Annotated in this window: 12 protein-coding genes; 6 read left to right on the forward strand and 6 right to left on the reverse strand. The window is 63.7% G+C overall.

Annotation, left to right across the window (positions count from 1 at the left end; translation table 11 throughout):
• The first annotated feature begins 66 nt into the window (after nt 1–66).
• Both IV500_RS11720 and IV500_RS11725 read left to right on the forward strand, forming a co-directional pair.
• Nucleotides 67–1,338 (forward strand): molybdopterin-dependent oxidoreductase, encoded by a 1,272-nt coding sequence (locus IV500_RS11720; protein ID WP_196396989.1) that lies wholly within the window; start codon nt 67–69, stop codon nt 1,336–1,338.
• The gene (locus tag IV500_RS11725; RefSeq protein WP_196396990.1) at nt 1,335–1,877 is read left to right on the forward strand and encodes a hypothetical protein; all 543 of its coding nucleotides are present in this window, start codon (nt 1,335–1,337) and stop codon (nt 1,875–1,877) included. Before IV500_RS11720 ends, IV500_RS11725 begins: the two co-directional genes overlap by 4 nt.
• Here IV500_RS11725 and IV500_RS11730 read toward each other — a convergent pair.
• The 3 genes from IV500_RS11730 to IV500_RS11740 are packed head-to-tail and all read right to left on the reverse strand — an operon-like array spanning nt 1,805 to nt 4,004.
• Nucleotides 1,805–2,578: a class I SAM-dependent methyltransferase gene (locus IV500_RS11730; RefSeq protein WP_196396991.1), complete on the reverse strand. Its 774-nt coding sequence runs from the start codon at nt 2,576–2,578 to the stop codon at nt 1,805–1,807. The two genes, IV500_RS11725 and IV500_RS11730, sit on opposite strands and share 73 nt — an antisense overlap.
• Entirely contained in the window at nt 2,575–3,279 is a 705-nt protein-coding gene (locus tag IV500_RS11735; protein ID WP_196396992.1) for a TIGR04282 family arsenosugar biosynthesis glycosyltransferase, read from the reverse strand. Before IV500_RS11735 ends, IV500_RS11730 begins: the two co-directional genes overlap by 4 nt.
• Nucleotides 3,279–4,004, reverse strand: coding sequence for a glycosyltransferase (locus IV500_RS11740; protein WP_196396993.1), 726 nt, complete (start codon nt 4,002–4,004; stop codon nt 3,279–3,281). The genes IV500_RS11735 and IV500_RS11740 overlap by 1 nt, the downstream gene beginning before the upstream one ends.
• 100 nt (nt 4,005–4,104) lie before the next feature.
• Here IV500_RS11740 and IV500_RS11745 point away from each other — a divergent pair, with 100 nt between their 5' ends.
• Both IV500_RS11745 and IV500_RS11750 read left to right on the forward strand, forming a co-directional pair.
• The gene (locus IV500_RS11745; RefSeq protein WP_196396994.1) at nt 4,105–4,725 is read left to right on the forward strand and encodes a maleylpyruvate isomerase N-terminal domain-containing protein; all 621 of its coding nucleotides are present in this window, start codon (nt 4,105–4,107) and stop codon (nt 4,723–4,725) included.
• 214 nt (nt 4,726–4,939) lie between these two features.
• Nucleotides 4,940–5,629, forward strand: a complete 690-nt coding sequence (locus IV500_RS11750; protein WP_196396995.1) for a hypothetical protein — start codon at nt 4,940–4,942, stop codon at nt 5,627–5,629.
• A gap of 490 nt (nt 5,630–6,119) precedes the next feature.
• Here IV500_RS11750 and IV500_RS11755 read toward each other — a convergent pair whose 3' ends face one another.
• Genes IV500_RS11755 through IV500_RS11765 form a run of 3 tightly spaced genes read right to left on the reverse strand, consistent with a single transcriptional unit; the run spans nt 6,120 to nt 9,071 of the window.
• Complete coding sequence (locus IV500_RS11755) at nt 6,120–7,355, reverse strand: THUMP-like domain-containing protein (protein WP_196396996.1); 1,236 nt, start codon at nt 7,353–7,355, stop codon at nt 6,120–6,122.
• A 28-nt stretch (nt 7,356–7,383) separates the two neighbouring features.
• The gene (locus IV500_RS11760) at nt 7,384–8,196 is read right to left on the reverse strand and encodes an ABC transporter permease (RefSeq protein ID WP_196396997.1); all 813 of its coding nucleotides are present in this window, start codon (nt 8,194–8,196) and stop codon (nt 7,384–7,386) included.
• Complete coding sequence (locus tag IV500_RS11765) at nt 8,193–9,071, reverse strand: ABC transporter ATP-binding protein (RefSeq protein WP_196396998.1); 879 nt, start codon at nt 9,069–9,071, stop codon at nt 8,193–8,195. Before IV500_RS11765 ends, IV500_RS11760 begins: the two co-directional genes overlap by 4 nt.
• A gap of 259 nt (nt 9,072–9,330) precedes the next feature.
• Here IV500_RS11765 and groES point away from each other — a divergent pair, with 259 nt between their 5' ends.
• Both groES and groL read left to right on the forward strand, forming a co-directional pair.
• Nucleotides 9,331–9,627: a co-chaperone GroES gene (gene groES, locus IV500_RS11770; protein ID WP_113719120.1), complete on the forward strand. Its 297-nt coding sequence runs from the start codon at nt 9,331–9,333 to the stop codon at nt 9,625–9,627.
• A 170-nt stretch (nt 9,628–9,797) separates the two neighbouring features.
• Nucleotides 9,798–11,408: a chaperonin GroEL gene (gene groL / locus IV500_RS11775; RefSeq protein WP_196396999.1), complete on the forward strand. Its 1,611-nt coding sequence runs from the start codon at nt 9,798–9,800 to the stop codon at nt 11,406–11,408.
• Nucleotides 11,409–11,724 lie beyond the last annotated feature (316 nt).

An 11,724-nucleotide genomic window follows, 5' to 3' on the forward strand; every position in this document is an offset into this window, starting at 1 on the left:
CGTTGGCCCTACGAAAAGGTTTGTCCTCCCCGGCTATTTCCATTGATAGGTTGTGTGACCCCACGCATGAACAGGCTGACCGATGCGCTAGCGGCTAAATTTGCCTCGCCGGTGCGCAGTACCAGACTTTCGGTGGTGCTGGGCCGGTGGCTTGCGTTCACTTTCATGGTCTGCTTTGCCACCGGGTTGTTCAGTCACGGACTGCAGAACCCGCCGGGCTGGATGTTTTTCCTTACCCGACCGATCTGGATTTACCAGCTGACCCAAGGCGTGCACATTACCTCCGGGATCGCGTCCATCCCGCTGCTGTTCGCCAAACTATGGTCCGTCTACCCTGAACTGCTCAGCTGGCCTCCCGTGCGGTCGGTGGTGCACGCGCTGGAGCGGGGATCCATCGGCTTGTTCGTTTCCGCGTCGCTGCTGCAGGTGCTGACGGGGCTCATAAATACGTACAAGTGGTACCCATGGCCCTTCCCCTTCCGGCAGACGCATTATTGGCTGGCCTGGGTGATCATGGGTTCACTGCTGCTGCATATAGCGGTCAAATTGCCGCTCATCGCCGCAAACTGGCGCCGTGCCCGTGGGCCGGCCGACACCGAATTGACGACGCCGGAGCCGGCCGATGCGGAATTGGCGACGGCGGCGTCGGGACCGGCCGACGCGGAATTGGCGACGGCGGTTCCGGAGGCGGGCAGGCAGCACCGGGTGCGCTCCGGCAGCGCGGCACGCGGGGCGGCTTCCAGAGGGTGGTCGCGGCGCGGCTTCCTGGCGGCAGTCGGGGTGACCACGGGTGCGGTGGTGCTGGGAACGGCCGGTCAATCCTTTGCCTGGTTGTCCCCGGTGAACTTTTTCGCCCCGCGGAAAATGGGTACCGGGCCCCAGTCCGTACCGGTGAACCGGACCGCGGCCGACGCGAAAGTCGGCCCCCTGGCGCAGCACCCAGGCTGGGCGCTGAAGGTCAGTTACCGGGGAAAAAGCCGCAACTTGACCCTCAGTGAGCTCGCGGCACTACCGCAGACCGAGCACGAACTGCCGATTGCCTGCGTTGAAGGGTGGAGCCAGACGGCAAGGTGGCGCGGCGTGCAGATCCGGGACCTGGTGCAGGCCATGGGTGCTGAGCCGGAATCGGATCTGCTCGTGACCAGTTTGGAACCCGAGGGAGCCTACCGGCTCATGACCATGCCAGCCGTTTATACCGCAGACCAAAAGACCCTCGTGGCGCTGGCGCTCAATGGGGAGGTCCTGGATCTGGACCATGGGTATCCGGCGCGGATTATTGCCCCGGGACGACCCGGGGTGCTGCAGACCAAATGGCTGCAGAGTCTGGAGATATTGTGAAAACACCCATCCAACATCCCATACCGGAATCGGCGCCGGAATCCGAGCCGGCGGTATCGACACCGAAGTTCGGGACCGGCGTGCGCACGGCCCGCATCGTTTTGGGGCTGCTTGGTGCCGGTATCGCCGTCTACGGATTACTCGGCCTGCCCTCACAGCTCGGCCCGGCGCAGCTGCTGGGTTTACTGTTCTGGCTGGCCTGCGGGGTGTTGCTCCATGATGGGATCCTGGTCCCGCTGACAAGTTTGGCAGGAGCGGGCCTGAACAGGTTCACCTTTGGCCTGGGAAGTGCTTCGGCAGCCGTCCTGCGAGGTGCGCTCATGGCCGGCGCAATGATGAGCCTGTTGACCGGGATACTGCTCCGGGCCCAATCGGTCGCCCGGAACACGAGTGTGCTTGAAATGAATTACCTGACCCATCTGGCCTGGCTTTGGCTGGCGCTCGCCCTGGGAACGGCTGTGGTTATCTACCTGCTGGAGCGGCGTGCCGGGCGGCGATTGAGCCGAGCGGGAGTCAGCCAGCAAAAGACCCGATCCTGAACCCGCCGGGTTGCGGATAATTCCCACCCGCTGACGGCAGCCCTGGTGGCCAGAGCCGTCCGTCCCGCACGGGCCCAGCGGAAGGGCTCGCTGACTTTGCCGTCGTCGTCCTCCAAAACCGCCTGGAAGGCGGCATCGACGTCGTCGTCCGGATCCACCTCCACCAGCAGCGTTCCGTCCGGACTCAGGAGTTCGCGGCTGCGGCGCAGCAGGGCGTTCACGCTCCCGCCGATCCCGATATTTCCATCCAGCAGGACCGCCGAGCGCCACCGGCCGGTGTGCTGGACGGTCTCGAAGACCGACTGCCGCACGGCGCGAGTGCCCCTCTCGAGGGCCTGTTGAACCGCTTGGGTGCTCGTATCCAGGCCCATCGCGGTGATCCCGAGGGATGCGGCTGCAGCCAGCAGCCGCCCCGGGCCGCAGCCGATGTCCAACAGCGGACCGCCGAGACCGGACACCAGCGACCGTTCCAGCGTCGTGGCAGGAGCGCACCAGCCGTCCACCGCAAATGTAACCGGTGCTAATCCGGCCTCCGGAGACAGCGGCCGCAACGTCAGTAATCCTTGTTTACGGCCAAGTGCCCGGGCATAGGGTTCGGAGGATCCCTGTCCAAAGAGTGCGGTGCCCGGGTGCTTGGGCAGCCTTGGCGGCAGGGGTGGCGCGCCGGCTTCAGGAGCCGGCATGAAAATGGTCTGAGTCATCGGGGACTCCCCACAGCTTCAGCCGGGGCCGCCGCGAGCGCGGCAGCGACTTCGGCGGGTGCGGCAGCAAGTGCAGCAACTGCGGCAGCGAAAGCGGTCCCGGGTACCGTCGCCGCAACGTGTGCGGCGTCAGCAAAAGTGTCGACGTCGTCGAGCATGGGCAACTGGCCCACCTGCAGACCCGCCCCGGTCAGCCGGGCCAGCTGTGCTGCCCCGGTCTGGTCCGTTGACATTGGGACGCCGCGGATCAGGTCGCCGCGCGGCGTGTAAAGGGCCAGACCCCAGAAACCGCCATCGGACGCCCGTCCCAACCACGCATCATGTACCGGCGACGGAGCCGCCCAATCGTCCAGTAAATCCTGTATGTGCTGCAGTTCCAATTGTGGAGTGTCCATACCGAGGATCAATAGCGGTCCCGGAACCGCCGCGCAGATCGCAGCGAGCCGCTGATCCAGACCGCCGGCTGCCTGGGGGATCAGCCGGAATCCGTCCGAATCCTCGGGCCTGGCAGTTCCATCCAGCACCAACAGCCGACCGGTCACGGGAAGGCCCCTGACGAACTCAAGCGTTTGGCTCAGGCTTGCCTGGGCAACGGCTGCTGCCTGCGCGGGGGTCAACGGCGGGCACAAGCGGGTCTTGACCCGGCCGGGCAGGCATTCTTTGGCGATGACCGCAACGGTCACATTAGTTTCGGTTATCACTACTTTTCTTCGGCGCCGCGGCGGTTTTGGACGGGTTTTCCCGCGGCCAGGCTCCGGGCGGCCTTGAGCTGCACGGACATGTCCTTGACCGCGGTCACCGTTCCGCGCAGCGTTCCGGTGACCTTGGACCTGCCCGTTCGGGGTGAATAGACGATAGGCAGTTCAAGGATCCGCCAGTGCCGTTGGCTGGCCTTAAGGAACATTTCCAACGGATAACCACTGCGCCGGTCCAATAGATCCAGCGACAGCAGGTCCGCCCGACGGGCCACGCGCATCGGACCAAGATCACTCACCCGTTCTCCGGTCAGCCGGCGAAGCTGGCAGGCGAGCACAATATTGGCGAACCGCGCATGCACGGGCCACGACCGCCGTTCCGGCCGCCGGCGGCCCAAAACCAAGTCAGCAGTGTTGGTCAGAAGGGGGGCGAGCAACGCCGGGAGCTCCGCCGGGTCCATCGATCCGTCGCAGTCGCAGAACGCCACATAGTCCGCCGTGGCAGCGACGAGGCCAGCGTGCGCTGCGGATCCGAACCCGCGGATGGGTTCGGCGACAACTGTTGCGCCGAACGCCGCCGCGACGGCGGCAGATCCGTCTGTGGAGCCGTTATCCACCACGATTGCCCGATAGCCGGGCGGAAGTCGGGACAAAACCCAGGGCAGGGCGCCGCGCTCATCCAGGCACGGGAAGACAACGTCGACGCTTACGCGGCTTTCGGGTTCATTCACTATTGAACCTTATGGGCTTTTCGGGGCCGGCCCGGACCGACCCAAGGGGTTCATCGTCGCGACAAGCCTACGATCGGCTCCGTTCGTGCACCATTAAGCCATGGGTCCCTTGGAGTCGGCACTGTCAACGTATCGGTCCGCTGCTTTCTGCTTTGCAGATCTTCTCGCCCGGATTCCGAAAGATGATTGGGGGGAGGCTGGCCTCGGGGTGTGGGACCTCCGCGCACTCGTTGGGCATGCCGGCAGAGCGTTGAGCACGGTCACCGCTTACCTGCACCAGCCCGCCAGCCGTGAAGTGCTCACGAGCCCGGAACGGTACTTTGCACTCGTTACGCGTACAACGCTGTCTTCCAGCCCGGATGCAGTGGCCGAGCGCGGGCGGCAGGCCGGCCGGCAACTGGGAGCGGATCCCGCAGCAGCCATTCGGGTCCTCGTTGATGATTCTCTGCTTGCCTTGGAGAATTCGGGTGACGTGCTGATCGAAACGATCGCGGGAGGAATATATCTGCGCAATTATTTACCGACCCGTACATTTGAACTGGCCGTCCACAGCCTCGATGTAGCGGGCGCTGCCGGGTTAACGCTGGCTCTGCCGGCGCAGGTGCTGCTGGAGGCTGCTGGTCTGGCCGCACGAATTGCAGTTGAACGCGGCGACGGTGTTTGCGTCCTCACCGCGCTGACCGGGCGCCGGGCACTTCCTTCTGGTTTCACGGTCGTGTGAACGCTCGACGGCCAAGCGGTTAGCCGGCCCGCATGCGGCTCTCCCGGCGCTGGCAGGCGGCGAAGGCCCAGGGCCCCGGAGGTCACGGGACGGTAACGGTTATAGAGCCACCCATCCGGATCCCCAGCGGTGGCGAAGTACCTCTGACAGGCAAGCAGCCGGGGACAACAGACCGGTTGCGGAAACCGAATCCAAAGATTAGGGACTACTTATCATGCGCAAATCAATCTTCACCACCGTCGGCGCTGTTGCAGCATCGGGTGCACTCCTGTTCTCCTTGGCAGCATGCAGCAGCACCGAATCGGCGGGCTCCACCACCACCACGGACTCCTCCTCGAGCTCCTCGTCAATGGCCTCGATGCCTAAGCCACTGGCCTCCATCCCGGCCCTGACGGGCAGCACCACCGCCGTCAAGCTCGACGCATCCTTCGCTAAGGCGCTGGAGACCCTCAAGCTCACCCCCGGAGTGGTCGGAACCGCTAAATTGACCGACGGCTCGCTGATCTTCCCGATCACCAGCGGCAAGGTCGACTACTACGACCCGGCATCGTCATACCGTCCGTTCGTTCAGGGCCTGATCAATCACGCCGGTTCGGGGTTCTCCCTGACGGCCGGGGATACCAAAGTTGATCTGACCAACTTCACGATCGACCCGGGCACCTCCAAGCTCTATGGAGATGTCGCTGTCAACGGAGACGTCGCCGTGAAGCAGGCTTACATCTTCAACCTGGACGGCTCAACCCTGATGCCGTTGAAGACCGAGGGCGACACCGCCATCCTGCAGGGGACCAAGGTGGAGATCTCCGACGTCGCTGCCGGCCTGCTGAACAAGACGTTCAAGACCGACGCCGTCAAGGAAGGCATGCTCGTAGGCGTAGCCACCATCACGGTCAACACCAAGTAGCACCCGCAGCAATCTCCACCCGTACTCCGGCTCCTCAGCAGCGTTCTGCGAGGAGCCGGAGTACGGGCATTTAAGGGGCGGTTGCGCTCTGTCATCACATCGACTGTGCTGCAGCTGCACGATACGGGCCTGTATCGGACGTCTGCGGCACAGTCGATGAGGGAAGAGGCCACGCGCAGAACACCTGAAGAGAGGTGTTCCTCTTACTGCGGGTCGACAACGGCCGTCGCGGCGAAGACGATTGAAGCAGGGAGGCAAAACCCAATGGGTGATGATCGGGTACGGGCGGTCGGGGCGGGCGGAGAGCAAGGCTGAAGCCGGCGCCGGTGTGGCCGCCGATAGGAAGCGTGGACTTGAACCGGAGTGGATTGTTGCGCTGTTGGAGGGCACGGTTGAATTGGCCAGTACGCTGCGGGACCCGCCACGGAAGCCACTGCGTCAGGTGCGCACTTCAAGGTAGCAAGACAAAGCAGTCACGGCCGGTCAGCGGTCACAGCGTGCGCGGCAGGGCCCGGTGACTGACGGGCTCGACGACGACGGCGACCCGGTCTTCGCCGATCCGCGTCAGGACCAGCGTGGCTTTGTTCGGGCCCTTGCCCGATCCGGTCAGCAGCTGTTTGCGCAGTTCCTCCGGGGTGACGGACATTCCCCGCTTCTTGATGTCCAGCACACCGATCCGGTTGGCCCGAACCCACGCCTTGAGGGCTTTGACGTTATACGGCTTCACCTCAAGCACGCGGTAAACCGAGGCAAAGGGCGTGTCCAGCAGTTCCCCGGCGCAAATATAGGCAATGTGGGGGTCGAGTAGGTGGCCTCCCAGAGACCGGGCAAGATCCGCGACAAGCCCGGCGCGGATGACTGCGCCGTCCGGCTCGTAGAGATAGCCCTCAGCCGGGCCGGTCCCGACGTCCTGGGCCAACGGGTCGTAAGGCACGGGGCTGGTCAGCTCGGCGGATCCCTTTGGTCCGATGATCAGCGCGGCACGGCTGACGGCCGGCCTCGCCAGTGCGTTAAACCATAGGGTCGCTTCTACAACATCGCCGTCGACGGATACCCACTGCGCCTCGCAGCCCGCGGGGAGGGACTCGTGCGGAATACCCGGCCCCATTTTCACTCCGACGGCCAGTCCACGTGCTGCCAGTGACTCCACAAAGGACAGCGGCGGGGAAAAGGCCTCCGGATCGAACAACCGGGTGGTACCGGATGTTGTGGTGGTCCGGCGCGCCGGATCAAGCCAAACGCCGTCGACGCCGGTCAGGTCCACCGTGGTGGCTTCCCCCTGACGCACTGTGGCGGTCGGGAAAGGCATCAGATTCAAGGTGGCGCAGGCCGCGGTGGTTTCATCGAGCTCAATGGCGGTGACCTGGATGTCCATGCTGGAAAATGCCAGCGAATCCGCTCCGATTCCGCAGCCCAGATCGGCAACGTGGCTAATGCCGGCACCGGCAAAGCGTTCCGCGTGCCGGGCGGCCACATTGAGCCTGGTGGCCTGTTCCAGCCCGGTCTGCGTAAAGATCATCTGGCGGGCAAATTCGCCGAATTTTCCCTCGGCTTTGGTCCGCAGCCTGGACTGGGTCAGTACCGCGGAGACCAACTCGGGGGAGTGGCCGGCCTTGCGGAGTGTGGAATTGAGCGCCAGTGCATCCTTCTCGGAGTACGGACCAAGGGAGTTGAGCAGCTCCCAGCCCTGGGGTGTGAGAAGGGGGGCAATCTGTTCCTGGGCCATGCAGATAAGCCTAGCCGCCCGCCGTCGGCTAGCCGTCCTTGCGGATCCAGCGGAAGGTAAGGCGACACAGCATCAGGCCCACCACCAGCCACAGCCCCATGAACAGAGCAACGAGCCCCAGGTCCCAGGCACCGCCGGGCTCTATCGCTTCAAACGACTCAGGCAGGAACACGCTGCGCATGCCCTGCGCCATCCACTTCAGCGGGAAGATGCTTGCCACGTTCTGCAGCCACCCGGGAAGCTGCGCAAAGTTCAGGTATACCCCGGAGATGAACTGCAGCAACAGCACAATCGGGATGACCACCGCCGTGGCTGACTTGCCGGTGCGCGGGAGTGCGGACAGGGCAATGCCCAAAACGCAACTGGTGATGACGCCGAAAAGGAATACCCACCCAAACGTCAGCCACTTGCCCGGCTCGCCCGGCAGCGTGACGTTGAAGGCGAAACGCGCGACCAGCAGCAACAGAGCTACCTGCAGGACCGAACTGACCAGCACCATGCCGATCTTGCCCATGAAGTAGGAAAAAACGGGCAGGGGAGTGCCGCCCAGCCGTTTGAGCGTCCCGTCGCCCTTTTCGCCCGCAATGTCTACCCCAAGGTTCTGCACGCCGCTGAGCAGCATGCCCGCAGCCACCATGCCGGGGACGTAAAACGCGGCAAAGGAAATGCCGCCGCTGCCGTCGGGGGCAGCGCCAATATTGCCGCTGGTGCTGAAGGCAACGGCAAAGATGGACAGCATCACGATCGGGAACAGGAACGTGAAGAAGACCGAATCGCCCGCACGGAAATACAGCCTCAGCTCATAAGAAATGCGTGCGGCGCCCAAGGTCAGGGTATTCATGGCGTTTCCGCGGCCGCGACAGTGCCAGCGGGGTTGCCCACCAGATCCAGATAAATGTCCTCCAGAGAAGGCCGGGTGATTTCCAGGCCGGCCACCTCGCCACCGGCCTGCGCGTAAAGCCGCGCGGCGAGGGCAGCCGGTTCGCTGGTGCGCTGAGCGTGCTCGACGCCGTCCCGTTGCCACCGCACCAGCGGAACCCTGGCGGCGGCCCCGCCGATTTCGTCAATCGTGCCAATGTCCACCAGTTTTCCACCCACGATCACGCCGGCCCGGTCGGCCAGGGTTGCCGCCTCGTCCAGGTAATGGGTGGTCAGCAAAATGGTGGTGCCCTCGGTCTTGAGGCCGTTGATCAGGCCCCAAAACTGTCGCCGGGCCGCCGGGTCAAAGCCCGTGGTGGGCTCGTCGAGGAACAATAGTCTGGGCCGGCCGATGATCCCCAGAGCCACGTCCACCCGGCGGCGCTGGCCACCGGAGAGCCTGCTGATCCTCATCTTCGCCTTCTCCGCCAGGCCCACGGCCTCGATGACGTCGCTCACCTTGCGGGGGTTCGGGTAGTAGCCGGCAAAATGGGTGAGCTGTTCCAGCACGGTCACGTTGCCGCTTTCCCCGCTGGACTGCAGCACGATCCCCAGCTGGGCCTTCCAATCCAGGCCGCCGCGCTGGGGGTCGACGCCCAGGACCGTGACGTTCCCGCCGCTGCGGTCCCGGTAGCCCTCCAGAATTTCAATCGTGGTGCTTTTCCCGGCGCCGTTGGGACCGAGCAGGGCAAATGTCTCGCCGTCGTGGATCTCGAAACTGATGTCGTCCACAGCCATGGCTGAGCCGTAGGACTTCTTCAGCTGCTGGACCTGCACTGCCGGCACACCGGTTGTCATGGCTTCATGCTTGCACTCCGGCAGCGCCGGGGCAATTCCGTCCGGTACCAGTACCAGGTCCGAAAACTGGCACTCGTCTTGACCGAGTGCCAACCCAAACCATAGAGTCGGAGTTAGCACTCTCACCCGTAGGGTGCTAATTGAAAATGAGTGCGCCCACGGTTTTGCCACCGGCACCGCGACGACGGTCGGTAATACCAACAGTGACGCATACATTGCAATAATCCGTAGATTTTACTCATGTGAAGGAGAGGTCCGAGTGTCGGTCTCTATTAAGCCTCTTGAGGATCGTATTGTCGTCCGCCAGCTGGAAGCGGAGCAGACTACTGCTTCGGGTCTGGTTATCCCGGACACCGCCAAGGAAAAGCCCCAGGAAGGCGAAGTTGTTGCAGTCGGCCCCGGCCGCGTTGATGACAACGGCAACCGTGTTCCGATCGATGTTGCCGTCGGCGACGTCGTCATCTACTCCAAGTACGGTGGAACGGAAGTCAAGACCGGTGGCGAAGAACTCCTGGTTCTCTCCGCCCGCGACGTTCTCGCCATTGTTGTTAAGTAAATTGTTGTTAAGTAACTGGTAGTTAAAATATCTTGTTGTGAAGCAGCCGGTTAGCTGACCAACAGCCAACCGTCTTCCTGAAGCACAATTCGCTTTGACGGATCCCCGCACCGCCGCTCCCTTCCGGGGTCAAGGGTGCGGGGTTTTCGCCTTGAAAGGACACAAATTTTATGGCAAAGCAGCTTGCATTCAACGATGCTGCCCGCCGTTCCCTGGAAGCCGGCATCGATAAGCTGGCGAACACCGTCAAGGTGACCCTGGGGCCGCGCGGCCGCAATGTTGTGCTGGATAAGAAGTGGGGTGCTCCCACCATCACCAACGACGGCGTCACGATCGCCCGTGAGGTGGAGCTGGAGGACCCGTACGAAAACCTTGGCGCGCAGTTGGCCAAGGAAGTTGCGACCAAGACCAATGACGTCGCCGGCGACGGAACGACGACGGCAACGGTACTGGCCCAGGCCCTGGTCAAGGAAGGCCTGCGCAATGTTGCCGCCGGAGCCGCTCCCGGAGACCTCAAGCGCGGCATCGAGGTCTCGGTGGACGCGATTGCCAAGCGCCTGCTGGACAATGCCCGCGAGGTGCAGGGCGGCCAGGTAGCAGAAGTTGCCGCCATCTCGGCGCAGAGCCCGGAGATCGGTGCGCTGCTCGCCGAAGCCTTCGATAAGGTCGGCAAGGATGGTGTCATCACCATCGAAGAATCCTCCACCACGGCGACCGAGCTGGTGCTCACCGAGGGCATGCAGTTCGACAAGGGCTACCTGTCCCCGTACTTCGTCACCGACGTCGAACGCCAGGAAGCCATTCTCGAAGACGCGCTCATCCTGATCCATCAGGGCAAGATCTCCTCGCTGCAGGATTTCCTGCCGCTGCTGGAGAAGGCGCTGCAGGCTGCCAAACCGCTGTTCATCATTGCCGAGGACGTGGACGGCGAGGCTCTGTCCACGCTGATCGTGAACAAGATCCGAGGCACCTTGAACGTGGTTGCGGTCAAGGCCCCGGGCTTCGGCGACCGCCGCAAGGCCATGCTGCAGGACATCGCGACGCTGACCGGGGCACAGGTGATCTCCCCGGAGATCGGTCTGTCCCTGGACCAGATCGGTCTCGACGAGCTCGGCACCGCGCGCCGGATTACCGTCACCAAGGACACCACCACCATTGTGGACGGTGCCGGCACCACGGAAGATGTTGCGGACCGTGTCAAGCAGCTGCGCGCCGAACTGGAGCGCACCGACTCCGACTGGGACAAGGAAAAGCTGCAGGAGCGGCTGGCCAAGCTGGCCGGAGGCATCGGCGTCATCAAGGTCGGCGCCGCCACGGAAGTTGAGCTCAAGGAGAAGAAGCACCGCATCGAAGATGCTGTTTCCGCCACCCGGGCCGCTCTCGAAGAGGGCATTGTGGCCGGCGGCGGCTCGGCTCTGGTCCAGGCCGCCAAGGCTCTGGACGAGGATCCGCAGGTGGCAGCCCTTGACGGTGACGCCGCAACAGCCGTCGGACTGGTCCGCCGCGCCATCGCTCAGCCACTGCGCTGGATTGCCCAGAACGCCGGACATGACGGCTACGTGGTTGTCAACAAGGTGGGCGAACTCGAGGATGGCTTCGGCTTCAATGCCGCGACCGGCGAGTACGGCAACCTGATCGAAGCCGGCATCATCGATCCGGTCAAGGTCACCCGCTCGGCGCTGCGCAATGCCGCTTCCATCGCTGCTCTGGTGTTGACCACGGAAGCGTTGGTCACGGAGAAGCCTGCCGAGGACGACGACGAATCAGGTCACCAGCACTAAAGGTCGCAGCTCCCGGCATTCGAGGGAGAGGTGATGCGAACTACCCCGCAGGAAATTACTGCGGGGTAGTTCCGTTTTTGGCGGCGGGTTCCGGCGCGTCAGCGTCCACGGTAGCGACGGGTGGCGGCTCGACGTCGTCGGGCGGCCAAAGAGGCCTGTCCCGGGTGCGTTCTGGCCGTGACCAGGTGGTAGTGGTGTGTCTCAGTTTTGCTTGATGGCTTGGAGTGCGACGCGGCCGCGGGCGACTTTTTCCAGGATGGAGTCTGCGGTCGCGACCCAGATCAGGGGTTTCGGGTGCTCGTTGTTGACCTGAATG

Origin of the sequence: Arthrobacter terrae, assembly GCF_015708085.1 — a bacterium.
Taxonomy (GTDB): domain Bacteria; phylum Actinomycetota; class Actinomycetes; order Actinomycetales; family Micrococcaceae; genus Arthrobacter_M; species Arthrobacter_M terrae.

What these genes read in the sequence shown, in the direction of transcription:
- IV500_RS11745 (WP_196396994.1), top strand. Translation starts at nt 4,105, where the DNA reads ATGGGTCCCTTGGAGTCGGCACTGTCAACGTATCGGTCCGCTGCTTTC.
- IV500_RS11755 (WP_196396996.1), bottom strand. Translation starts at nt 7,355, where the DNA reads ATGGCCCAGGAACAGATTGCCCCCCTTCTCACACCCCAGGGCTGGGAG.
- groL (WP_196396999.1), top strand. Translation starts at nt 9,798, where the DNA reads ATGGCAAAGCAGCTTGCATTCAACGATGCTGCCCGCCGTTCCCTGGAA.
- IV500_RS11720 (WP_196396989.1), top strand. Translation starts at nt 67, where the DNA reads ATGAACAGGCTGACCGATGCGCTAGCGGCTAAATTTGCCTCGCCGGTG.
- IV500_RS11730 (WP_196396991.1), bottom strand. Translation starts at nt 2,578, where the DNA reads ATGACTCAGACCATTTTCATGCCGGCTCCTGAAGCCGGCGCGCCACCC.
- IV500_RS11765 (WP_196396998.1), bottom strand. Translation starts at nt 9,071, where the DNA reads ATGACAACCGGTGTGCCGGCAGTGCAGGTCCAGCAGCTGAAGAAGTCC.
- IV500_RS11760 (WP_196396997.1), bottom strand. Translation starts at nt 8,196, where the DNA reads ATGAATACCCTGACCTTGGGCGCCGCACGCATTTCTTATGAGCTGAGG.
- IV500_RS11750 (WP_196396995.1), top strand. Translation starts at nt 4,940, where the DNA reads ATGCGCAAATCAATCTTCACCACCGTCGGCGCTGTTGCAGCATCGGGT.